Raw genomic sequence first — 21,959 nt, 5'->3', positions numbered from 1 at the left:
ACATGAAAAAGCCCCGGGAAAACCGGGGCTTGGGTCTGGATCAGGTCCGGGGAGGACCGATCAGAATGAGCCTGGGCGGATCACCAGAGGCCGCGGATCGGCTCGGGGGTGAAGGGCTGAGGAGCGGGAGCAGGAGCTGGAGCCGTGCGCACCTGGGCGACCGGGTCGGTCATCTGGTTGGCCTGGATGCAGGCAGGCAGGAAGACATACCAGGACAGCAGGGAAGTGCACTGAGCCGTTCCCTCCTGGCACTTGCCTTCCGCACAGATGTTCTGTTTGCCGTCGTAGGTGTTGCAGGTGTCAGCCAGGCGGAAATCGGTGGGCAGGGCCGCCATGATCCCGGCCGAAGAGATCGTTCCATCAGCCGCATCGGCAATGATTGCGCTGCGCAGTGCTGGCACCGCGTAGGTGGTCATGCTCCAGTAGGGGAAGTAGCTGCGGGTCTGATCCTTGAGGAACTTCACCCCGGCATCGGAGTAGAGGAACCGGGAGACCCCGACCAGGTCGACGGTGTAGGTCTTGGAAAGGCCCGAGCGGATTTCATCGGCGGTCCAGCCGGAGCGGGAGATCCCATCAGCCAGACCACGGTCGGTCACGGCGCCGGATTCCAGGAAGGTGCCGAACTTGTCGAAGCCGGTCGACCAGACGGCGCCACCGGTGTTCCAGCGAACGGGCAGATCGTTGTCGACGGCGGCGGCAGCGGGCAGCGCGGAAGCCGCAACGGCGGCTCCCACAAGAAGACTGGCGGCAAAACGCTTGAGCACAGCTGACGATTACAACAACTTTTTAAACATAGACGTTTGAGTTGCATTTGCCAATAACTCGAGCTGTTTGTTCGGATCTGAGCGCATCAAAACCCTTCGCTTCCTGAGAAAATCTTCAGGAAACTCAACCAGCGATAGCCTTGGCCTGGTTGTTCAGATTCGGCAGAGAGCGCCAACCCTGTGGGCATTGCAGGCGCGAGCCGCGCAGCGGGAACGCCCCTGGGGTCCCGGTTCCTCGGCAGACCACCCCGCGGGGGACCCCATCGATCGCCTCCACCCGGCCCACGTAGGTTTCAGCAGCGCCCCGGGAACTCAGCAACAGCTGCACCGCCTGATCCTCCAGGCTCACCCGGGCCTTCATCCCATCGGGCTCTTCAATCCCGAGCACGTCGAGATAGCCGCTGAACCCACCCCAGAAAAAGCGGGTGATCTCGGCACCGACAAAGCGGTTGAGCAGCACCGAGGCCTCCTGGCGTTGGTGCTGCAGAACTTCCTGGGTTTCAAGGGCAACCAGCAGCTCGGCCGTGGCGCCACCTGTGCGGCTGAGCATCAGGGGTCTGATCGGCCACTGCACCAAGCCGGCCACGCCGATCACGCTGAGCACCCCAAGCAGACTCAGACGCGCTGAAACAGGCATGGGTGGCACGGGTGAGCAGCGACCATAAGCCTCTTAGGCTCGCCCCAGCCAAGTCTCAATCTCCATGGCCCTGAGCATCGGTGATCCCGCCCCGGACTTCACTCTCCCTGACCAGAGCGGAACTCCAGTGAGCCTGTCTTCGCTTCGCGGCCAGCGGGTCGTGATCTATTTCTATCCAAAAGACGACACGCCCGGCTGCACCAAGGAGGCCTGCGGTTTCCGCGACCAGTGGGACCGCTACAGCCAGCTCGGCATCCAGGTTCTCGGCATCAGCAAGGACGGCGCCAGCAGCCACGGCAAATTCATCAGCAAGTACACCCTGCCCTTCACCCTGCTCAGCGACCCGGACCCCTGTCCCGTTGCGGCTTCCTACGGCAGCTATGGGCTGAAGAAATTCATGGGTCGCGAGTCGATGGGGATGTTTCGCCACACCTTCGTGGTGGATCCCGAGGGGCTGCTGGAGCACGTCTACCTGAAGGTCAAGGCCGAAGAGATGGCCGAGCAGATCCTCAGCGATCTTCAGCTGGCCTGAGTGCCGCCAGTGCCTCAAGGCAGAGGTGGGGCGCCAGCTCAAACCGCTCTCCCAGCTGGCTCAGAAGTGGTGCCAGGTGGTCAGCGTCACCACCAGTGAGCCAGAGCCTGGTTGGGGCATCAGCGGGCACGGCCGCCACCGCCTGGGCGATCGCAGCGGTCAGCCCCCAGAGGCAGCCAGTCATCATCGCCGCATCGGTGGCCACCGGCCAGGATTGGAGATCAGCCGAGGCAGCGGGAGGCGTCAGGCTGGGCAACTGGGCGGTGGCCGATGCCAGCGCCGAGAGCTGAAGCCGGAGCCCGGCCATCAGCCGGCCACCGGCAAAGGCCCCGCTCCCGTCCACAAGAGTCAGGCTGAGCGCCGTGCCGGCGTCGGCCACCAGCACGGCGCCTCCGGCCCCTGCCTGCTGCCGGTGCCAGGCCTGCCAGCCGGCCAGGGCCCGGTCCACCCCCAGCCAGACAGGCATCGCTTTCAGGGGAATCTGATCCAGGCTCAGTCGTCGCTCGGAGGGGAGCTGAATCGATGGCGGCAAGGATCCAACACAGGCCCAGGAGCGCAGGCGGCCCAGGTCGATGACGGATGCGGCGGCGGGCATCGCCGTATGCCAGCAACGCAGGCTGGCCGTCTGCTGGGGCTCACCCCAGTGCCAACGGCTGTTGCCGATCAGCAGCCAACGGCCGGAGAACGGGCCAGCAGCCTCTCCGGTGCCATCCACCTAGATACCCTCGCCCATGACCCCGGGGAGATGGATGCCGCACTCCTGTTTGAGGCCGCCGAAACGGCTGCTGCGGTTGCCTTCCTCACCCTCACTCTGGTCGCCCCCAGCTCCATCAGGGCCGCTGGAGTGCCAGTCGCCGACACTCGAATAACCCTCGGCGAACAGGGGGTGCTGGGGGAGGGAATGCTCTTCCATGTAATAGAAGACATCACGAGCTGTCCAGGCGAGAAGGGGGCGCAACGACCAGCGGCCCCTCACATCCTGGAGGTGCTGCATGGTGCGGCGGTGGTCGGTCTGGCTGCTGCGGACGCCACTGGCCCAGCAGGAAACCCGGAGTCGCTCGAACGCCTGGTCCAGCGGTTGCACCTTTCGAAGCTGGAGATAGCGCTCCATATCGGCAAGCTGGCCCGTTTCCCAGAGGCGGCCATGCAGCGCCTCCATCCGGGCAGGCCCGACCTCCGCCTGAGCCACCTCCAAACGGATCGGCAGAAGCTCGCAGAGCTGCTGGGCGTAGCGATAGGTTTCAGCGGTCAGATAGCCCGTATCCACCCAGATCACCGGGATCGAAGCGCTGACGCGGCTGGCCATGTGCAGCAGCACAGCCGACTGGATGCCGAAGCTGGTGGTGAGGGCAAAGCACTCCTCAAAGGTGGTCAGTCCCCATTCCAGCTGGCCGATCGGATCCAACGACCCAAGCGCCGCATTGGCGGCATCCGGATCGATCGCCCGATCCAGGCGATCGGCTGAGAGGCTGGCGGCCTTGAAGCTGTGCATGGATCCCATCATCCCGTTCCCGACACCTAAAGACTGATCAGCGGCGCTGGTTAGGGTTGCTGAACACACCATCCGACCTGGTATCAACCCGGCATGACGGAGCCCAGACCAGATCAGCAGAGCACATCTGGCGCTCCCGTCATCATTGCCGGCGGTGGTTTTGCCGGCCTATACACCGCCCTGGCCCTGGCGGAGCGGCGCAATCCTCCACCGATCCTGCTGATCGAGCCGAACGAACGGTTCCTCTTCCTCCCCCTGCTCTATGAACTGCTCTCCGAAGAGCTGCGCTGCTGGGAGGTGGCCCCGCGCTACGACAGTCTGCTGGCGGGCCGCGGCGTGGCCTGGCTGCGCGACCGGGTGGAGGGCATCGACACCCAGAACCATGCCCTGTGCACGAAGCAGGGCAGAACACTCACCTACAGGCGGCTTGTCCTGGCCACCGGCAGCCGCCCCACCAGTTTCGGGGTGCCCGGCGTTGAGGAACATGCCATCGGATTTCACAATCTGGCCGATGTCGAGCGGCTGCATGGGCTGATCTGCCATCTGCGCCGCAGGCAGCTGCCCCTGCAGCGCCTGGCCATCGTTGGCGCTGGCCCGAGCGGCGTCGAACTGGCCTGCAAACTGGCCGACCTGCTCCAGGGAGCCGCCGTGATCGAGCTGATCGAGCAGGGGCGCGAGTTGCTGCCCCAGGCCCGTTCATTCAACCGCGAGCAGGCCAGCTCAGCCCTGTTGCGGCGCGATGTGCGCCTGCGGAACCAGACCCGGGTGCTGGCGGTGGGACCCGGCCGCATCGAACTGGCACGGGATCCTGTGGCAGGGGAGACCCCCAGCCCTGAAAGCCTTGCCGTCGATGCGGTGATCTGGACCGCCGGGGTGGTGGCGAACACTCCGGAACTGACGCCACCTGCTCCACTGGATCGCCGCGGCCGCCTGCTCTGCCACGCCTCGCTGCAGCTGCAGGAACACCCCGATCTGTTCGCGATCGGCGATCTGGCCCACATCACCGATGCAGACGGGGCCGCCCTGCCGGCCACGGCCCAGGTGGCCATCCAGCAGGCCGACCATCTGGCCGGCAACCTGCAGCGCTCGCTCGCGGGTGATCCCCTGGAACCATTCTTCTGGCAAGACCTGGGCGAAATGATCAGCCTTGGCGTCGGCGAAGCCAGCCTGACCGGGCTGGGGCTCACCCTGGCCGGTCAGACGGCCTACCGACTCCGCCAGCTCACCTACCTGTCGCGGCTGCCGGGCCGCTCCCACCAGCTGCGGGTGGCGGCTGGCTGGCTGAGCGACCTGGGCAGGCCCCTGTTCGGCAGCACCCCCTCCGGCGCTCAGCCCCACACCGCGCCAGGGTCTTGATCAGTCGGGCTGCCGCGGCGCTTCCGACCCCCAAGGGCCTGCTGATCGACGCGATGGGCACCTTGATCGGACTGCGCCGGTCGGTAGGCACCACCTATGCGGAGCTGGCCGCCAGCCATGGCATCGAGGTCGAAGCCGCCGCGATCGATCAGGCCTTCGGGGCCGTCTATCGCCAGGCGCCGCCCCTGGCCTTCCCTGGACTGGAAGGCGAGGAATTGGCCAGCGCCGAGCGCCTCTGGTGGGGTGAACGGATCCTGACGGTGTTCGCCGCTGCCGGGGCCCCCCTGGCGTCGCCAGCCCTGGGCGAGGAGTTGTTCGAGCGTTTCGCCGCTGCCGAGCTGTGGCGGATCTATCCGGATGTGCTCGGCCCCCTGCGCCGCTGGCAGGCCGCCGGGATCAAGCTGGCGGTGGTGAGCAACTTCGACCAACGGCTGATCGCGATCCTGGCGGGCCTCGGACTCGGCGATGTGTTTCAGGCGGTGGTGGTGTCGAGTGCGGCCGGTGCCGCCAAACCCAGCCCCATCCCTTTCCAGCTGGCGCTCAACGCCCTCGCCCTGGGCGCTGATCAGGTCTGGCATGTGGGTGACAGCCCGGAGGACGTTGCCGGAGCCACAGCCGCCGGCGTGGCCTGCCTGCGAATCCGGCGCCCTTGAAACAAGCTGTTCTGGTGGGCCGTGTCAGCGGCCTGCGCCCCTCCCAGAAACGAAGGCTGGAGCGCCTGTCCCAGCGCCGCCATCCAGAGGCTGGGGGGGCTGAGCTGCTCTGTCTGCAGCGGCTGGCCGCCGAAGCCCGGGAACTGGAGCTGCCGCTCAGCCTGGCGGTGGATGGCCGCGGGCTCTGCCGCCTGCTCTGGGTGGGTCCGCTGGAGCAATCGGGTCCTCTGCTGGAGCGGCTGGCCGGCGCACCGAGGCGTCAGGGCCAGGCCTGGCGATTGATCAGCTGCGTCGGCCACGGCCCCGGCCTGGAGCCCCAGGGGAGCGAAGCGCTGGTGGGACTTGATCTCGCCCCGACCTTCTGGCTGCGCTTCCCCCATCAGGCCGCGGCTGGAGGGCTCTGGCCCGCTGCCATCTACGGACTCAGCCAGCAAGAAGCCCAGCCCTGGCACTGCCAGCTGGATGGGGAACTGGGCGAGCTGTGCGAACCCCTGGCAATGCCGGCCTGCTCCCCTGCCAAGGCCCGGGACGCACCCACCAGCGCCGGACCGGAGCGGGTGCTGCTGCTGGCGTTGATCCAGGCTGACGCCACCACCAACCAGCGCGAGATCGGCGAACTGGAGGCCCTGGTGCGCAGCGCCGGATCCCTTCCCGTGGGACTGATCCAGCAGAAAAGGCGCCCGGGGGGGCAGTTGCTCTGGGGGGATGGGAAGCTGCGGGAGGCGGCTCTGGAAGCCCGGCGGGTGGGAGCCAGCCTGGTGGTGACTGACAGGGACCTCAGCCCCTTTCAGGCCCGCCATCTGGAGCGCCTGCTCGACCTGCCGGTCAGCGATCGGAGCGAACTGATCCTTGACATCTTTGCCCAACGGGCCGCCAGCAGCGCCGGCCGGCTGCAGGTGGAACTGGCCCAGCTGCGCTACCGGCTGCCCCGGTTGAGTGGCCGTGGTCAGAGCCTGTCGCGACAGGGGGGCGGCATCGGCACCCGGGGGCCTGGCGAAACCCAGCTGGAGAAAGATCGCCGCGCCATCGCCCGCCGCATCGACCGGTTGCAGGGCGAGGTTCAGCAGCTTGGCGAGCACCGGGCCAGGCTGCGCCAGGGGCGCCAGGGCCTGCGGCGCCTGGCCCTGGTGGGCTACACCAACGCCGGCAAGAGCTCCCTGCTCAATGCCCTGACCAGACCGGTGGCTGGTGAGGAGGTGCTGGCGGAGAACAAGTTGTTCGCCACCCTGGATCCCACCACCCGGCGGCTGGAATGCCACCAGCCGGATGGCCGGATCACCAGGCTCCTGCTCACCGACACGGTGGGCTTCATCCGGGAGCTGCCGCCGCCCCTGCTGGAAGCCTTCCGCTCCACCCTGGAGGAAACCCTGGAAGCGGATGGCCTGCTGATCGTGGTTGATCTCTCCGATCCCGCCTGGCTTGAGCAACTCGACACCGTCCAGGCGATTCTCGATTCCATGGGTTGCCAGGCACACCGCCAGCTGATCGGCAACCAGATTGACCGCTGCCCCGCCGGCGAACTGGAGCAGGCCCGGGCGCGGATGCCAGGCGCGCTGTTCATCTCCGCCACAGCGGGGCTGGGGCTCAACCAGCTGCGCGAGTGGCTTTGTCATTCCGACCCCACGCCGTGAACCCACCATGATCGATCGCCAAAGCGTCCTCCTTTGATTGGACCCCTTACTGCTCGCAGCCCTGAAGCCGGCTGCCCTGATCACGCTGGTCACGCTGGCCGGCTCGATCGTTCTGTTCGTCACCGGTTGGCTGGCCCCTGAAGTCACTGGCCTGTTGGTGGTGGGTGTCCTGATGGCCACCGGTGTGCTCAAGCCTTCCGAAGCCCTGGAGGGCTTTGGGAGTCCGGCTCTGATCACCGTGCTCGGCCTGTTCGCGCTCTCGGCCGGTCTGTTTCGCTCCGGCGGCCTCGATCGGCTGCGCGGGATGATCGGCTCCGATGCGGTGCGAACCCCGAAGCGGATGATCGTGCTGCTCACCACCCTGGTGGCACCGGTCTCCGCCTTCGTGCCGAACACCCCGATCGTGGCCTCCTTGCTGCCCGTGGTCGAGGGCTGGTGCCGCCGCCGCCGCATCTCGCCCTCGAAGGTGCTGCTGCCGCTCTCATTCGCCACGGTTCTGGGCGGCACCCTCACGCTGATCGGCAGCTCGGTGAACCTGCTGGCCAGTGAAGTCAGCAGCAAGCTGGGTTACGGCGCCTTCGACCTGTTCAGCTTCACGCCGATCGGGATCGGGGTGTGGCTGGTGGGCAGCCTGGTGATGGTGCTGCTCTCCGACCGCTTTCTGCCGGATCGCGGCAGCGACGATGCCGACCTTTCCCGCAGCTTCAGCAACAGCGGATACCTCACCGAAGTGATGATCCCGGCCGGCTCCGAGCTGGTGGGCCAATCCCTGCATGGCACGCGCCTGCAACGGCGTTTCGACGTCGACGTGCTGGAGCTCCACCGCAACGAAGAGCGCTTCACCCCACCGCTGGCCGATCGCATCCTGCAGAAGGGTGATCGCCTGATGCTTCGCTGCACCCGTGACGACCTGCTCCGCCTGCAGCAGGACCACACCGTCGTGCTTGCCCCAGTTCCTGAATCGGGAGCCAACGACCTGGCTTCCCAGACGGTGGCCAACCTGCGGATGGTGGAGGTGCTGCTGCCGGCCGGCTCGACCCTGGCCGGGGACAGCCTGCGGGATCTGCGCTTCCGCCAGCGTTACAACGTCACCGTTCTGGCCCTGCGCCGCGGCAACGCAGTGCTGCGAGAGCGGCTTGGCAGGGCAACCCTGAAGGAGGGCGACGTGCTGCTCCTGCAAGGACCCCAGGACGCCATCCGCGGCCTGCAGGCCAGCAATGACCTGTTGGTGCTTGAGCAGATCGAAGACGATCTGCCCACCGTGAGCCGCAAGGGAATCGCCATGCTCATCGCCGTTCTGGTGATCGTGCTGCCCAGCTTCAAGCTGCTGCCCCTGGTGGCAGCGGTGCTGCTCGGCACCGTGGCGATGGTGGCCACCGGTTGCCTTCGCAGCGGTGAACTGCTGCGTTCGATCCGGCTGGATGTGATCCTGCTGCTCGGATCGCTCGGAAGTTTCAGCATCGCCCTGGAGAAAACCGGGCTGGCCGAAGCGATGGCCAGGTCGTTGCTCAGTGGCCTGCAGCACTGGCCGATCTACTGGGCCCTCGCCGCGGTGTTCCTGTTCACCACCCTGCTCACCGAGGTGATGAGCAATGCGGCCACGGTGGCGATGGTGATACCGATCGCCGCCCAGGTTGCGATCGGCCTCGGCATGCCGCCGATGGCCTTCATCTTCACCGTGCTGTTCGGCGCCAGCCAGAACTTCCTCAGCCCGGTGGGCTATCAGACCAACCTGATGGTGTTCGGGCCGGGCCGCTATCGCTTCCTCGATGTGGCCCGCTACGGATTCCCCCTCACCGTGGTGATGACCCTTCTGGTCCCCTGGCTGGTCTGCAGACAGTTCAGCCTCTGATCGTGGCTGCTGTGGCAGCATCGAAGCCGAAGCCAACCTCTCCTTCTCCCATGGCCCTTCAACTCGGCGACACCGTTCCCGATTTCACCCAGGACTCCCAGCTGGGACCGATCAATCTCTACGACTTTGCTGGCGACAGCTGGGTCGTGCTGTTCTCCCATCCCGCCGACTACACGCCGGTCTGCACCACCGAACTCGGCGAGGTGTCGCGGCTGCGCCCCGAATGGGAAAAGCGCAACGTCAAAACGATCGCCCTGAGTGTGGATTCGGCCGAAAGCCACAAGGGCTGGATCGGCGACATCAACGAAACCCAGTCCACCAGCGTGGATTACCCGATCCTGGCTGATGCCGACAAGAACGTCAGCGATCTCTACGGGATGATCCACCCGAACGCCCTCAACAACCTGACGGTGCGCTCCGTGTTCATCATCGACCCCAACAAGAAGCTCAGGCTGCAGATCACCTACCCCGCCAGCACAGGCCGCAACTTCGACGAGATTCTGCGGGTGATCGACTCACTCCAGCTCACCGACCACCATTCCGTCGCCACCCCGGTGAACTGGAAAGACGGTGAAGACTGCGTGGTGGTGCCCTCCATCTCCACCGAGGATGCCCGCGCCAAGTTCACCAAGGGGGTCACGGAAGTGAAGCCCTACCTGCGCTTCACCCCCCAGCCGAATCGCTGATTCCCAGCCTTGAGCCTGGGGATCCCGCCGCTTCAGCCCATCCCGCCCCGGCGGGATTTTTTTTCGGCCGGTGGTCCCGGGCCGCTGGTCACAGAATGGCGATCTCCTCGACAGAGCTTGATGACCAACTGGTGGCAGTGGCAAGGGGCCTCATCCGGCCAGCCAAACAGCTTTGCCGTGATCGGTGCCGGCCGCTTCGGCACCGCCGTGAGCAAGGAACTGGTTCGCTGTGGTGCCGATGTGCTGGTGGTGGACAGGAGCCAGCGGGCCATCGATGAACTCCGTCAGATCGACCCCTCGATCGAAGGTCGCGTGCTGGATTGCACGGAGGAGGAGGCCCTGCGAGCGGCCGGTGTGCTCGACCTCGACACCGTGGTCGTGGGGATCAGTGAGCCGATCGAAGCCAGCATCACAGCCACCTTGATCGTCAAGGACAGTGAGGGCAGCCGGGTGAAACAGGTGATCGCCCGGGCCACATCCGATCTTCACGAGAAAATGCTTCGCCGGGTCGGAGCCGACACGGTGGTTTTCCCTTCGCGCATGCAGGGAGAAGAGCTCGGGCGTCAGCTGATGCGGCCCAACCTGCTGGATCGGCTGCGGCTCGACGACCGCAACAGCATCGAGGAGATCAAGGTGCCCCGTTCGTTCATCGGCCGTTCCCTGCGGGAGCTGAACCTTCGCAAGAACTACGAGATCAGCATCCTGGCGGCCGGTCCGGTGAACAACCTGTCGGTGAACCCCCCGGCCTCCCACGTTCTCAGCGAAGGGGACCTGCTGGTGGTGATGGGTTCGGTGCAATCACTCGAAGGCCTGCCCCCGCTGTGAGTGGTTCCACGGTGCTGGGGCTGATGAGCGGCACCAGCGCCGATGGGGTCGACGCCGTGCTGGCCAGATTCGATGGCCCCGTGAACCGACCCCGCTGGCGCCTGCTTGCCAGCCACTCGCTTGCCTATCCCGAAGGGCTCCACCGCCGGTTGGTCGCGATCGGCCAGGGGCAACCGGCCACAGCCGAGACCCTGCTCGACCTGGCCGAAGCGGTGACGGAGCAACAGGCAGCCTGCGCTCGCCGCTGCGACCCAGGCGGTCAGGCCGGTCTGGTCGGTTGCCATGGCCAGACCCTCTGGCATCGGCCGCCCCAGGAGCAGCGGCGGGGATGCAGTTGGCAGCTGCTGCAGGGCCCCTTGCTGGCCCAGCTGCTGGAGCGGCCCGTGGTGTTCGATCTGCGGGCCCACGACCTGGCCCTCGGGGGCCACGGCGCGCCGCTGGTGCCGCTCGCCGATGCGGCCCTGCTGCCCGCGATCGGCGGATGGCGTGCCCTGCTGAACCTCGGCGGAATCGCCAACCTCACCCTGCTCCCCCCAGCCCAGGGCCCTGAACGGCAGGCCCCGGTGCGGGGCTGGGACTGCGGCCCGGCCAACACCCTGATCGACCTGGCAGTCAGCCGGTTCAGCCGTGGGACGAAACGGTTCGATGCCGATGGCCAGTGGGCGCGGCGGGGAACAGCCGATGAAGCGGTGATTCGTCGCTGGCTGGCAGAGCCCTACTTCCAGGCCCTGCCACCGAAATCGACAGGAAGGGAACACTTTGGTGAAGCCGATCTCGAGCGGCGCCTGAACGATCTGAAGACGGCGGCAGATTCCCGGGGAGCGGATTCCGAGCAGGCCCAGGCCGATGCCCTGGCCAGCCTCACCGCCTTCAGTGCCGCCGTGGTGGCCGCCGACCTGGACCGGGGTCCCCGGCCGCTGGAGCTGGTGATCGCCGGAGGCGGGGCCAGGAACACCGCCCTCGTCGACCAGCTCCGTCAACGCTGCCGAGGCCTCTGGGTGCGCCCCCTGGTCGACCTCGGCATCGGCGAATCGGATCGCGAAGCCCTTGCTTTTGCCCTGCTGGCCTGGTGGCATCAGCGGCGGCATCCCGGCTGCCTGCCCTCGGTGACGGGAGCGTCGCGGCCGGCCATCCTTGGCGTGCGGGCTGACCCGACGCCTCCCTAGCCGCTGGGTCTTGGCAGCCTCAGACGACGGGGAAGGCCCCGCAGGCGGCGGGGCTGCTGCCGCTGTTGCTGTTCGAGGGCCTTGCGAAACCCCTCGCCAGACGGGGCGGAACCGCGGATCTCCAGGGTTTCCTGGAGGGCGCTCCGGTTCTGCTCAAGCCGCTCCAGTCCTTGCTGGATCAGCACCTTGGCCATGTTGCTGACCGTGCGGGACTCGCTCTCAGCAGCGGCACTGAGCCGATCACAGAGCTCCTCGGGGAGCACCACCTGGATGCGCGGAGACTTGGGCCGTCCGCTTGTGGAGTTCTGACGGGTGGGCACAGGCCCCTGAGATCGCACGCGATACCCAGAAGTGTACAGAGATCCACTTGGATACTATCCAGCACTATGCTTATTCGGCTCCGCACGCCAGCCATGGGCCAGTCCGCCACCCAGTCCTTCAACCCTTCCGGCAGAAAAGCCAGGGCCAGCTCCACGCAGCGGAGCGCCGATCAGAGTGATGTGCTGGTTTCGGCAGTGATCAGCACCTACCTGCTCACCCACCTGCACCACGTTCTGCAGCGGGCAGAATTCGCCGCGGTCCAGGAAGGTCGCCAACCGCTTGCCGCCAACTACGCCCAGCTGCGCAAGGTGCTCTGCCTCGACGCCCGCACCATGGAAGATGCCTCAGCCTGTGGGCAGATCGAGGCCGAGCCGCCCTGCGCCGCCTGAGTCAGCGCAGCGAGCCGGGGGAAGAGGCTGTTGCCAAAATCCCACAAGCCCATAAGGACGGTGCCAGCAACTGCCACGAGCCCATAAGGTCATCAGTGCCCCTTTCGCGCCTGGCCCAGGGCCCGCCCATGGCAGACACCAACTCCGCTCGCCTCTACGAGCGAATCCGGGCCGACGAAGCCCTCACCCAATCCCTGTTCCGGCAAGCTCTGCAGGATCCGAAGGGAACGGTGAACAGGATCCTCGCCCTGGGCGTCGAGTGGGATCTGCCGGTCAGCGAAGTTGCCGTGAGGGAGCATCTGGCCTCACTCGATGACGACAGCAAGCAATGGTTGATCAAGGCCAGGGGAGGGCTTTAGGGGGTTGGCGGCGCTGGAGGCCGCGCCTGGTCCAGCCGTGCCGGTGCCTGCTGATGAGCTGGACTCGGCAACCGATCCCCCTGGGCCCAGCTGAAGAACAGCCAGTAGCTCACCAGGGCCAGACCGGCCGCCACCACCAGCGCCGCCACCTGCTCCAGCCGTTTGACCATCACTAGCAGCCGCGGCGTGAATGGGCGCCAGTCTGGCGAAGGGCGTGACCCGTGAACTGCCGCGACTCGCCAGCCAGGGATGATGGAGATTCCCAAAAACGCCATACCCCCCACCCCGTGCTTCGTCTCGAACGCGTATCAAAGCTTTATCCCACCGGCGAAGTGCTGCGGGATGTCACCTGGGAGGTGAAACCCGGGGATCGCATTGGCCTGGTGGGGGTGAACGGGGCGGGCAAGTCCACCCAACTGCGCTTGATCGCCGGCCTGGAGGAGCCGAGCGGCGGGCAGGTGGTCCGCCAGGGCGACCCCCGCATCGCCTACCTGAAGCAGGAGTTCGATGTGGACCCCGGCCGCACCGTGCGTGAGGAGCTGTTCCAGGCTTTCGGGGAAGCGGCCGAGGTGTTGATCCGCCAGCACCAGGTGGAGCACGCCATGGCAGGCGATCAGGCAGCCCAGGACCCCGACCATCTCGATGAGCTGATCCACGAACTCGGACGTCTGCACAGCCGGTTCGAATCGCTGCACGGCTACGAGCTCGAGGCCCGCATCGACAAACTGCTGCCCACGATCGGCTTCACTCCCGCAGGAGCGGACCTGCCGGTCGGCGACTACTCCGGAGGCTGGCAGATGCGGATCGCCCTCGGCAAGATCCTTCTGCAGGATCCTGATCTGCTCCTCCTCGACGAACCCACCAACCATCTGGACGTGGAGACCATCCAGTGGCTGGAGGGCTACCTGGTGGAGCGGGCGGTGCCCCTGGTGGTGGTCAGCCACGACCGCACCTTTCTGGACCGGGTCTGCAATCAGATCGTCGAAACAGAGCGCGGCATTTCCCGCAGCTATCTGGGAAATTACAGCCAGCATCTGGAGCAGAAGGCCCTGGAGCGCGAGGCCACCCAGTCCGCCTTCGATCGCCAGCAGAAGGACCTGGCCAGCCAGCAGGCCTACATCGACCGCTTCCGGGCCAGTGCCACCCGCAGCACCCAGGCCAAAAGCCGGGAAAAACTGCTTGAGAAGGTGGAGCGGATCGACGCTCCCGTGGAAAGCCTCTCCGGGCCTCGCTTTCGCTTCCCTGATGCTCCGCGATCCGGGCGCCAGGTCGCCCTGATCGAAGATCTCAGCCACAGCTACGGGGATTCGATTCTGTTTCTGGGTGCCGACCTGGAGGTGGAGAGGGGGGATCGAATCGCCTTCGTCGGACCGAATGGAGCCGGGAAATCCACCCTGCTGCGGCTGGTGATGGGCCTGGAGCAACCGGATGGGGGGATCGCCAGACTCGGAGAGCACAACGTGGTGTCGGGCTATTTCGAGCAAAACCAGGCCGAAGCTCTCGATCTTGAGAAAACCGTGATCGACACTCTCTTCGAAGCCGTCCCCGACTGGACCCAGACCCAGGTGCGCTCCCTGCTGGGTAGCTTCTGCTTCAGCAACGACGCCGTTTTCAAAGCGGTCGGCCAGCTCAGCGGTGGCGAGAAGGCACGGCTGGCTCTGGCCCTGATGCTTCTGTCCCCGTGCAACCTGCTGGTGCTCGATGAGCCCACCAACCACCTCGACATCCCCGCCAAGCAGATGCTGGAGGATGCCTTGCGGGAGTACGAGGGCGCAGCCCTGCTCGTGTCCCACGATCGCTACTTCATCTCGCGGGTGGCTAACCGGATCGTCGAGATCCGGGATGGCGAGCTTGTGCTCTACCGGGGCGACTACGCCTATTACGAGGCGAAAAAGCAGGAAGAAGCCGAGCAGGAACTGGAAGCCGAGGCCACTCGACAGCGCGAAGCCAAGCAGAACGCCAACCGGGACAGGCAAAAAGCCCGCGGCGCCAAGGTCAAAGCCAGGAACTGATCGGCAGCACAAACAACTTCACACATCTGTAGGCAAGAAGACTCATTTCGCTTGCCCTGGGTAAATGATGTTCATACCGTGACGGTATCCCCTCTGGAGCCAGGCACATGACCAGCACCATCCCCGCCGCTGCCACCTCCCTGAACCTGCCTGCCACCGCCGAAGCGTTGGCAGGCGGCAACCACAACCCTTCCTATGGCCCTGCTGAGGAGCGGCAGTGGGATTCAGTGGAAGCCTATTTCGAATGCATCACCACCTGCTCGCTCGACGATGGCGAATGTGTCACCCACTGCGTGGAGGAGCTGCGGGAGCACAACTGAGCCCGCTGCGGTGATGACATGCTGACAGCCCAGCGGTAACTGTGTACCGGTTGTTACGTGGGCGATCGAAACACTTCTTAGCATTAAGGCGGTTTCAAAGACCCACTGCCTTGCCTGGAATGTCCGAACCGATCGCCCTCACCCTCGGCCAGAAGTTTGAACTGGAGCGCATGACCCGCGTCATCGACTCCACCGGCGATGCTCAGTTGCTGCGGGGCCTGGCCAAGCAATTGCTGAATGCCTGGCAAGCCCAGAGAGCAGCCACCGACTGGATGATGCGCCAGCAACTTGGGACCCCTTCGAGTTTTGGAGCCGGCGCCCAAGACAGCCCGACTTCCTTCCCCTTCCCGGCGGATGCTGGCTCAGCGGAACCACCGTTCCGCTCCCACGACGTGCTCTGAGGCCCACCCCGATTTCACCGATTTCAGCTCAGCGTTCAGCTCAGCGGCCTTGCCCCGATTGAGCGATCGCCGTCGGAACCACCTGGAGCTGAAGCATGGCGCCTGTCCTGAGAACCCGCAGCTCCATCGGCTTGCCGACACCGTTGTTCTCCACGGCGGCAATCATCTGGGCCGGGCCGGCCACAGGCCGTCCAGATGCAGCCACGATCACATCTCCTGGTCGCAGTCCGGCCTGGGACGCTGGACTGCCTGGCAGCACGGAGCGGACCAGGGCTCCCTGCTGGGCTGTCTGGCCGAGATCCTGGGGGAGATTGTCGAGCCCGACACCGATCATCGGATGACTGACGCTGCCCGTGGCCAGCAACTGTTTGGCGATGCTGCGGGCCCGGTTGATCGGGATCGCGAAGCCAAGCCCGGCGCCCGGGCCTGAGCGCACCAGGGTGTTGATACCCACCACCTCGCCATCCGCATTCAGAAGGGGGCCTCCCGAGTTGCCAGGATTGATCGCCGCATCGGTCTGGATCAGATCAAGGCGCTTGTCCGTGATGCCGAGTTTGCTGACATTCCGGTTCAGGTTGCTGATGATTCCCATCGTCACGGTGTTGTCGAGGCCAAAGGGATTGCCAACGGCGATGGCCCAGTCACCCACCTGCAGAGCATCGGAGTTGCCAAGGGTGGCAACCGGCCAGGGACCGGTGCCAAGCAGCCGCAGCAAGGCCAGATCGGTGAGCGTGTCGAGCCCCACCACCCGGGCCTCCGCCCGGCGACCATCCCTGAGGCCGACAAAGACTCGGTCACTGTTCTCCACCACGTGGGCGTTGGTGAGGATCAGGCCGTCGGACTGGAAGATCACTCCGCTGCCCAACCCCCTTTCCTTGCGCTGGGTCGGCACCTGCGCCTGGGGTGCGCCGAAGAACTGTCGGAAGAGAGGGTCTGCCATCAGCCTGGATGGGAGTCCGGAGCCACCGGAGCGCGCCACTGTGCGCTCCGTATCGATCGTGACCACTGCCGGACCGGCCCGGTTGACAGCTTCGGCAACAAACGACTGGCGTGAGAGTCCACTGCGTGGCGCCGGCTGGGCTTGAGCCGTGACGGCCCGCTCGATCAGTGCGGGCGAGGCCAGCACCAGAGCCAGCGGAAGGGCAGGCAGAAGCACACGGCGGGGGAAGGATCGAAAAGACAAATTGGGATACTCCAGCTCTGTCTTGACCGTAACGGCGGATTGACAGCGGCCAGCCCCTGCAACAGCCCGAAGATGTGACGAAGTGCGGAGCTGTTCAGCCGCTGAAGCTGGGACCCAGCCTCCACCTGCTGCCCCAATCTCCTAAGCTTTGCGAACAATTGTGAACTGACATGGACACCAGCGGTTTTTTGCTCGTCTTTCTCGCCTTCGGTGCCGCTTGCAGCAGCCTCTGGGCCTGGAAACTCGCCCAGGCAGCCACATCCAGGCAATGATGGGTTGATCTGCGATCAGCTCACTTCCGCTGATTCGCTCCGACGACCAACCCATGGCTCAGCTCTTCCCCCTGCTGTACGGAGCCAGTTTTCTTGTCCTGCTTGTGCAGGCCTTCCGGATCATGGCCCGTGGCCTGAAGGCCGTTCCACGCCCCGTTGATCCGAGCCTGGACGGCTCCCCTGCCTCTGCCGATCCTGCCGAACTCGATCGAACCGGGCGCCTCACCATTCACCCGGAATTGCTTGATCCGAGTGGGAAACTTGTTCATGACGACCTGCTGACGGTACGTTTCAGCAACGGGAACGAAGACACCCCAGTGCCGCCAGGGGCCAGTTGAACCAGACAGCTTTGGCTCTGCCAGAAACCAGGCGCATCACTGCATAGCCTGGGAGGGTCCCGCCAACTGGTAAAACCATGGCGACGAGCAGATTCCCGGCGGAGGCCGAACGTTGGACCAGAGAACCCGAATCGTGGCCGCTGTGCTGCGCACCCTGAAGCTGCCCCCCCGCTTTCGGCTGCACCTGATCAAGGAAGACCCGGTGCGGCTGGAGCTCAGCATCACTCCGGCTTATGGCAAGGATCCCATCCTGGTGGGGCTGGTCGAATCCCAGGACCTCGTCGCCCGTCGCGATCGAGAGGGACGCATCCCCAGGGATCTGCAAGGCACCTGGGACTGGACGGTCCGCCACGGGAAAGTGACCACCGGTGGCTGGAATCCCTATCTCAAGGAAGCGCTCCAGACCATGTTCGAAACCGGTCTTCCCGCCATCGTGTACGAGGAAACCACCGGTGAGGCATACCATCCGGTCGACGGGGCACGCCATGTGCGGTGACCCTGGCCATGCGCCACAAAGGGTGACCGAGGCCACAGATGGGCCTTGCCGAGGCCGTTAAAACAGGCCCATCCTGATTTCGGTTTTTCTTCATGTTCACCCTGGGCCTGTCGATGGGGCCACTGGTGCGCCTGCTGGCATCCCTCGGGCTGCTGAGCACGGCGCTCCTGGCCCTGCTCCTCAACCTGATCAGCTGATCACCCTGGGGCTGCTCCGCCTCGTATCAGGATCAGCAAGACTGGGGGAACTCTGTGTTCCAAGCGATCACGTGGCTCCCTTTTATGTCAAAAATCGAAGGGATGGATCCCGCCTGCTGAGCACAGCCCTCGTTATCTGTGCCGTGGGGCTGATCCGCTCGGATCACCGCCTGGGCCAGTGGATCGCCATCGTTGCCGGAAGCCTCAGTGGCTATTGGGGTTTGTGTTACGGGCGCCTTGAACGCTGAATTCACCACCGGCCCGGCCCCGTTGAGCGCAGACAACGGGCTGCCCCACTACAGCGTGCTTGAGCTGAACACGGCGATCGGCAAGCTTCTGGAGCGGGGCTTTGCTCCCCGCTTCCTGCTGGCAGCCACGGTTTCCCGTCCCCAGATCAAGAAAGGCCATCTCTGGATGACCCTGACCGACGCAGGCGCTTCGATCTCCGCCGTGGCCTGGGCCAGCACACTGCCCAGGCTCAGCTTCAGTCCTGATGATGGTGACGGCGTCACGGTGGTGGGGAAGCTCAACTTCTGGGCTGCGCGAGGTTCCCTCTGCGTCCAGATCCTCGACATCCGCCCAAGCCTCAGCAGTGTGTTGCGCCGCTTCGAGCGGGTGCGGGAGCTGCTTCAGCCAACAGGGCTGTTCGCGGCAGAACGCAAACGCAGCCTGCCAGTGCGCCCAGCCGTGATTGCTCTGCTTACCAGCGTGCCCAGTTCTGCCTTGGCGGACATGCTCTGCACGGCTGCCGAGCGTTGGCCCGCCACCCGGATCATCCTGTTGCCAATCCCGGTGCAGGGTCCTGTGGAAGCCGAGATCTGTCGTGCCGTGAGGGCCATCGGTGCCCGAGCCGCAGCGCTCGGCATCGAAGCCCTCGTCCTGGCCAGGGGAGGGGGCAGCCGGGAGGATCTCTCGGTGTTCGATGGCGAGAATCTGGCCCGGGAGCTGGCCCGCTGCCCGGTGCCGGTGGTGACCGGCCTGGGTCATGAAGATGACACGACCATTGCTGATCTGGTGGCCGACTGCCGGGCGGCAACCCCCACCGCAGCCCTGGTGGCACTGCTGCCGGATCGCCACACCGCACAGCTGGAGCTCCAGGCGATCCGCCGACAGATCAGCCAACAGCTTCGCTGGCGCCTTCGCTTCGAGCAGGAGCGAACCGAATCCAGCCGGCAGCAACTCCACCAGTGCCGACCGGCCTTGATGCTGCAACGGAAACGGCAACATCTGTCCCAGCTGGGTCAGTTGCTGGAAGTTCTCTCGCCTCAGCAGCTGCTCAAACGCGGATTCTGCCTTGTGCGAGGGGATTCAGGGCAGGTGATCCGCTCAGTCAACCAAATTGAACCAGGCAGCCTGTTGGAGCTGGAATGGGCCGATGGCAAGGCCAAGGCCCGGATCACAGGCAGCAGGATTGAACACCAGCCAGCCCCCATCCGTGGCGCCTCTTGATGATCAAACCAGTGAGCCATCCATGACAGCGGCAAAGAAAAGAGAACCAAGAGCCAGTCGTGTCGCAAGTGAGGAAATGGCCCGGGAAAGCTGGGCCACCGAACTCGCCGAACTCTCCTACAACCAGGCCCGCATCGCCCTGGAGCTGGCCCTCGGACAACTCCAGTCCGAAGACCTCGAAGTGGAAGCCATGGCTGATCTCTACCGCCTGGCGCTCGGCTATGCCCGCCGATGTGAACAGGTGCTTGAGCAGGTCGAACAGGAGATCATTCAGCTGGACACCAGCAACCTGGAAGAGGAGCGATGACCCGAACGACAAGCCCAAGGAATCCCTGGATCGAATGGATCTATCTGGCTCTGGCGGTGGCGGGAGCCATCCTTCCCTGGCTGGCCAATCTGGACTTCATCCAATCGAGCGGCAACGTCTTCGATCTCAGCCGTTTCATTGCCTTGGCGAATGCCAATGCCGCGGCCCAGTCGCTTTCCCGGGATCTGCTGATCGGAGCCAGCGCGATCACGATCTGGATGGTGGTGGAAGCAGGCAGACTGCAGATGCGTGGCTTATGGGTAGCACTGTTGTGCAGTGCAACACTGGCATTTGCCTGTGGAGCCCCTCTGTTTCTCTGGATGCGAGAGCGTCGCCTCAGGGAAATTCAGCTGGCTGGCCAGGGGGCAGAAACCAGCGACGATTCATCGGGGAAGCAGGCAACATCCAGCTGAACAGCATCACCCGGCCAAGTCACTGGATGGAGATGGATCGCTGCTTTGCTCAAGGAATCTGTCGAGCCTGAACATCAACCGTGGCATCACGGGCATCGGCATCAGGGCTGATCTCCTGGCCTGGGAATTGTTCCGCCGGATCCGTGGAACTGTTCAAAGGGCCGCCAAGGATCGTGAAGCCGGAAGCCCATCGCCTGCGGCTGGCGCCGGAGAACTCCCCCTCACCAGAGGAGCCAGAACGGTCCCGGGTCCCGAGCGATGTGCCGCAGGCAGGGCAGACATCGGTGGACAGGCTGGGCATCCCGCAGGCAGGGCAGCTCGCACTCTGCTGAGCAAGAGGCGCCAGGCCAACCAGCCACCTCCCACCACAAGAAAGGGCAGGAGGAGGATTGTGAGGGTCAATCCGCCGACAACATCCAGGATCAACCGCGAAACCGGACCAGGGGCGAGCAGCGCCAGACCAGCCAGAGCGATCAGGGCCCAGGGGAGCCGCTTTGGCATCAGCGCTTGAAGTGCGGATCATTTTCCATCCAACGCTCCAGGGCAGCCAGTGCCTCGATGCCAGCCCAACCAAAAACAACAGCTCCAGCCAGGAATGCGATCAGCAAACCTGCTCCGAGCACGACCGGAACCACTGCAAAGGTGAAAAAACCGATCACCGCAACGGCGCCGACCCCGGTACAGAGCAGAAGAAGGCTGGCTGGCAAGGGGCGAAGGGAAAGGCCGGAGCGGGTCATTGTTCAATCCTCAACGGACTTCATCCTGCCCCCGGGATGGGAGATCTGGACCGCCGCTACAGGTGTGGATCGCCCCCCCCAGCTTCGGCGGCTGAGCACAACGCTGACGGCCATTCCGTAATACAGGATCAAGCCCAGCAACCAGACCCAGAGCGTAAGCACAAGCACCCCACTGACAACCCCGTAGGCCTGAAACCGGCTGCTGAGCGAAACAAGGCTCCTGCCAACAACCACGTTCAAGAGGGTATAGGCCACACCGATCAGCAGAGATCCAGGCCACAAAGCAGGCACTGGGACAGTCCTCGATGGAATGATTCTCAGCAGAACAAAGCCAACGGCTGCAGACACCAGTACCGAGAACAACAAGTCTGTGAAGCCAGCGACCGGCATCGAGAGGCGAAACAGCCAGGGGATCTGCACTCGGAACAAGGAACCCCAGGTCTGGGGGTTGATGACCGCAAGATTGCTGGTCAACTGGGAGACGGCAAGCAGCAGACCAGCCACCGCCACCAATGCGAAGGCTTTGAGTCTCAAGGCCACGAAACGTTGAAGGGCCTGAACACGTGAGACCGGCTTTCGTTTTAACCCGGATGGATCATCTCTCCAACCCCAGAGGCGGTCAGCGCCCCGCTGAAGAGTGAGGTAGGTGTTGCTCGCAGTCACCAACAGGGCAACGGCACCGAAGGCACCGGCCCCACCACGCTGGCTGTAAAGCTTGACCAGAGTTGTTTGAATGAATGGCGAGGCAGCTGCAGGCAGAAATTCATCTGCAAAAGAGGCAATCTGATCAATCAAGCCTTCATCCCGCCCCAGGATTCGGCTGGCCAGAGCAAGGGCAATCAAAAGAACAGGAAAGATGGACTGAAGCATGTGATAAGCGAAGGCAGCACTCAGATCAATGCAGTCATGCCTGTCCCAGACGCGGTACGCCAGCCAAGCGGTCCGAATCCATTGCCTGAAACGAATCATGGAAAGGAATCCATGCCGGATTCAGCAGACGGATTGGCAGTTTAAGCAGCTGCAGACAAAGGATGGATGGCCGGATGCGATCAAAGCCAACCTCACCGAAGCTCTGTCCAGGATCGAGGGAGCAGTGACTGGACTGAGCATTGACTGGGCTGAGCAACAATCAGTAGCCAGCCGGGAAATGCCAACAAAAAAGCCACCCATC

The 21,959-nt window shown here is 64.7% G+C and carries 29 protein-coding genes; 19 read left to right on the top strand and 10 right to left on the bottom strand.

What is annotated here, in order from left to right; genetic code table 11:
* Window positions 1-80: 80 nt before the first annotated feature.
* Window positions 81-764 carry an alpha/beta hydrolase gene (locus ACXMDY_RS15240; protein ID WP_259702780.1) on the bottom strand — a complete coding sequence of 228 codons (684 nt, stop codon included), beginning with the start codon at window positions 762-764 and terminating at the stop codon, window positions 81-83.
* Window positions 765-888: 124 nt separating this feature from the next.
* Window positions 889-1,401 carry a hypothetical protein gene (locus ACXMDY_RS15235; protein ID WP_259702779.1) on the bottom strand — a complete coding sequence of 171 codons (513 nt, stop codon included), beginning with the start codon at window positions 1,399-1,401 and terminating at the stop codon, window positions 889-891.
* Window positions 1,402-1,465: 64 nt separating this feature from the next.
* Here ACXMDY_RS15235 and bcp point away from each other — a divergent pair, with 64 nt between their 5' ends.
* Window positions 1,466-1,933 (top strand): thioredoxin-dependent thiol peroxidase, encoded by a 468-nt coding sequence (gene bcp, locus ACXMDY_RS15230; protein ID WP_259702778.1) that lies wholly within the window; start codon window positions 1,466-1,468, stop codon window positions 1,931-1,933.
* Here bcp and ACXMDY_RS15225 read toward each other — a convergent pair.
* Window positions 1,911-2,648 (bottom strand): type III pantothenate kinase, encoded by a 738-nt coding sequence (locus tag ACXMDY_RS15225; protein ID WP_259702777.1) that lies wholly within the window; start codon window positions 2,646-2,648, stop codon window positions 1,911-1,913. The two genes, bcp and ACXMDY_RS15225, sit on opposite strands and share 23 nt — an antisense overlap.
* On the bottom strand, window positions 2,649-3,425 hold the full coding sequence (locus ACXMDY_RS15220; protein WP_259702776.1) for a phosphoadenylyl-sulfate reductase: 777 nt from the start codon (window positions 3,423-3,425) through the stop codon (window positions 2,649-2,651). It abuts the gene before it with no gap.
* Between the two features lie 93 nt (window positions 3,426-3,518).
* Between ACXMDY_RS15220 and ACXMDY_RS15215 the strand changes: the two genes are divergently transcribed.
* The 7 genes from ACXMDY_RS15215 (at window position 3,519) to ACXMDY_RS15185 (ending at window position 11,594) form a co-directional block, all read left to right on the top strand.
* A complete protein-coding gene (locus ACXMDY_RS15215) occupies window positions 3,519-4,781 on the top strand; it encodes an NAD(P)/FAD-dependent oxidoreductase (RefSeq protein WP_259702775.1) in 1,263 nt (420 codons plus the stop codon).
* A complete protein-coding gene (locus tag ACXMDY_RS15210) occupies window positions 4,778-5,434 on the top strand; it encodes an HAD-IA family hydrolase (RefSeq protein ID WP_259702774.1) in 657 nt (218 codons plus the stop codon). Before ACXMDY_RS15215 ends, ACXMDY_RS15210 begins: the two co-directional genes overlap by 4 nt.
* The gene (gene hflX / locus ACXMDY_RS15205) at window positions 5,431-7,065 is read left to right on the top strand and encodes a GTPase HflX (protein ID WP_259702773.1); all 1,635 of its coding nucleotides are present in this window, start codon (window positions 5,431-5,433) and stop codon (window positions 7,063-7,065) included. The genes ACXMDY_RS15210 and hflX overlap by 4 nt, the downstream gene beginning before the upstream one ends.
* Before the next feature lie 37 nt (window positions 7,066-7,102).
* Window positions 7,103-8,917: an SLC13 family permease gene (locus tag ACXMDY_RS15200; RefSeq protein WP_457767672.1), complete on the top strand. Its 1,815-nt coding sequence runs from the start codon at window positions 7,103-7,105 to the stop codon at window positions 8,915-8,917.
* A 50-nt stretch (window positions 8,918-8,967) separates the two neighbouring features.
* Complete coding sequence (locus tag ACXMDY_RS15195; RefSeq protein ID WP_259702771.1) at window positions 8,968-9,603, top strand: peroxiredoxin; 636 nt, start codon at window positions 8,968-8,970, stop codon at window positions 9,601-9,603.
* A gap of 120 nt (window positions 9,604-9,723) precedes the next feature.
* Window positions 9,724-10,428, top strand: coding sequence for a potassium channel family protein (locus tag ACXMDY_RS15190; protein ID WP_259702770.1), 705 nt, complete (start codon window positions 9,724-9,726; stop codon window positions 10,426-10,428).
* On the top strand, window positions 10,425-11,594 hold the full coding sequence (locus ACXMDY_RS15185; protein ID WP_259702769.1) for an anhydro-N-acetylmuramic acid kinase: 1,170 nt from the start codon (window positions 10,425-10,427) through the stop codon (window positions 11,592-11,594). Before ACXMDY_RS15190 ends, ACXMDY_RS15185 begins: the two co-directional genes overlap by 4 nt.
* Here the strand turns inward: ACXMDY_RS15185 and ACXMDY_RS15180 are convergent.
* Complete coding sequence (locus ACXMDY_RS15180; RefSeq protein ID WP_259702768.1) at window positions 11,591-11,914, bottom strand: ribbon-helix-helix domain-containing protein; 324 nt, start codon at window positions 11,912-11,914, stop codon at window positions 11,591-11,593. The two genes, ACXMDY_RS15185 and ACXMDY_RS15180, sit on opposite strands and share 4 nt — an antisense overlap.
* Before the next feature lie 93 nt (window positions 11,915-12,007).
* On the opposite strand from ACXMDY_RS15180, the gene ACXMDY_RS15175 reads away from it, so the two are divergent.
* Window positions 12,008-12,304, top strand: coding sequence for a hypothetical protein (locus ACXMDY_RS15175; RefSeq protein WP_259702767.1), 297 nt, complete (start codon window positions 12,008-12,010; stop codon window positions 12,302-12,304).
* Between the two features lie 128 nt (window positions 12,305-12,432).
* Complete coding sequence (locus tag ACXMDY_RS15170) at window positions 12,433-12,663, top strand: hypothetical protein (protein WP_259702766.1); 231 nt, start codon at window positions 12,433-12,435, stop codon at window positions 12,661-12,663.
* Here the strand turns inward: ACXMDY_RS15170 and ACXMDY_RS15165 are convergent.
* A complete protein-coding gene (locus ACXMDY_RS15165) occupies window positions 12,660-12,833 on the bottom strand; it encodes a hypothetical protein (RefSeq protein ID WP_259702765.1) in 174 nt (57 codons plus the stop codon). The two genes, ACXMDY_RS15170 and ACXMDY_RS15165, sit on opposite strands and share 4 nt — an antisense overlap.
* Before the next feature lie 117 nt (window positions 12,834-12,950).
* Here ACXMDY_RS15165 and ACXMDY_RS15160 point away from each other — a divergent pair, with 117 nt between their 5' ends.
* The 3 genes from ACXMDY_RS15160 (at window position 12,951) to ACXMDY_RS15150 (ending at window position 15,396) form a co-directional block, all read left to right on the top strand.
* Entirely contained in the window at window positions 12,951-14,675 is a 1,725-nt protein-coding gene (locus ACXMDY_RS15160; protein ID WP_259702764.1) for an ABC transporter ATP-binding protein, read from the top strand.
* A 107-nt stretch (window positions 14,676-14,782) separates the two neighbouring features.
* On the top strand, window positions 14,783-14,995 hold the full coding sequence (locus tag ACXMDY_RS15155; RefSeq protein WP_259702763.1) for a hypothetical protein: 213 nt from the start codon (window positions 14,783-14,785) through the stop codon (window positions 14,993-14,995).
* 119 nt (window positions 14,996-15,114) lie between these two features.
* Window positions 15,115-15,396 (top strand): hypothetical protein, encoded by a 282-nt coding sequence (locus ACXMDY_RS15150; RefSeq protein WP_259702762.1) that lies wholly within the window; start codon window positions 15,115-15,117, stop codon window positions 15,394-15,396.
* A gap of 40 nt (window positions 15,397-15,436) precedes the next feature.
* On the opposite strand, the gene ACXMDY_RS15145 is transcribed toward ACXMDY_RS15150, so the two are convergent.
* Window positions 15,437-16,552 (bottom strand): trypsin-like peptidase domain-containing protein, encoded by a 1,116-nt coding sequence (locus ACXMDY_RS15145; RefSeq protein WP_399235530.1) that lies wholly within the window; start codon window positions 16,550-16,552, stop codon window positions 15,437-15,439.
* Between the two features lie 352 nt (window positions 16,553-16,904).
* On the opposite strand from ACXMDY_RS15145, the gene ACXMDY_RS15140 reads away from it, so the two are divergent.
* The 5 genes from ACXMDY_RS15140 (at window position 16,905) to ACXMDY_RS15120 (ending at window position 20,051) form a co-directional block, all read left to right on the top strand.
* The gene (locus ACXMDY_RS15140; protein WP_259702761.1) at window positions 16,905-17,189 is read left to right on the top strand and encodes a DUF2973 domain-containing protein; all 285 of its coding nucleotides are present in this window, start codon (window positions 16,905-16,907) and stop codon (window positions 17,187-17,189) included.
* A 112-nt stretch (window positions 17,190-17,301) separates the two neighbouring features.
* Complete coding sequence (locus ACXMDY_RS15135) at window positions 17,302-17,685, top strand: hypothetical protein (RefSeq protein ID WP_255088930.1); 384 nt, start codon at window positions 17,302-17,304, stop codon at window positions 17,683-17,685.
* Between the two features lie 467 nt (window positions 17,686-18,152).
* Window positions 18,153-19,331, top strand: a complete 1,179-nt coding sequence (gene xseA, locus ACXMDY_RS15130; protein WP_259702952.1) for an exodeoxyribonuclease VII large subunit — start codon at window positions 18,153-18,155, stop codon at window positions 19,329-19,331.
* A gap of 76 nt (window positions 19,332-19,407) precedes the next feature.
* Window positions 19,408-19,638 (top strand): exodeoxyribonuclease VII small subunit, encoded by a 231-nt coding sequence (gene xseB, locus ACXMDY_RS15125; protein ID WP_259702760.1) that lies wholly within the window; start codon window positions 19,408-19,410, stop codon window positions 19,636-19,638.
* The gene (locus ACXMDY_RS15120) at window positions 19,635-20,051 is read left to right on the top strand and encodes a DUF2834 domain-containing protein (protein WP_259702759.1); all 417 of its coding nucleotides are present in this window, start codon (window positions 19,635-19,637) and stop codon (window positions 20,049-20,051) included. The genes xseB and ACXMDY_RS15120 overlap by 4 nt, the downstream gene beginning before the upstream one ends.
* A gap of 49 nt (window positions 20,052-20,100) precedes the next feature.
* Here the strand turns inward: ACXMDY_RS15120 and ACXMDY_RS15115 are convergent, their stop codons facing one another.
* The 3 genes from ACXMDY_RS15115 to ACXMDY_RS15105 all read right to left on the bottom strand — a co-directional run bounded on the left by ACXMDY_RS15115 (window position 20,101) and on the right by ACXMDY_RS15105 (window position 21,757).
* Window positions 20,101-20,352 (bottom strand): hypothetical protein, encoded by a 252-nt coding sequence (locus ACXMDY_RS15115; protein ID WP_259702758.1) that lies wholly within the window; start codon window positions 20,350-20,352, stop codon window positions 20,101-20,103.
* 199 nt (window positions 20,353-20,551) lie between these two features.
* Entirely contained in the window at window positions 20,552-20,788 is a 237-nt protein-coding gene (locus ACXMDY_RS15110; RefSeq protein WP_259702757.1) for a glypican, read from the bottom strand.
* 3 nt (window positions 20,789-20,791) lie between these two features.
* Complete coding sequence (locus ACXMDY_RS15105) at window positions 20,792-21,757, bottom strand: YihY/virulence factor BrkB family protein (protein WP_259702756.1); 966 nt, start codon at window positions 21,755-21,757, stop codon at window positions 20,792-20,794.
* On the opposite strand from ACXMDY_RS15105, the gene ACXMDY_RS15100 reads away from it, so the two are divergent.
* Window positions 21,756-21,959, top strand: a 204-nt coding sequence (locus ACXMDY_RS15100; protein ID WP_457767671.1) for a hypothetical protein, incomplete at its 3' end; no start/stop codon positions are given. The genes ACXMDY_RS15105 and ACXMDY_RS15100 overlap by 2 nt on opposite strands.

The sequence above is a fragment of the Cyanobium sp. ULC082 genome (assembly GCF_977927535.1).
This window is presented reverse-complemented; position numbering and strand designations above follow the sequence as displayed.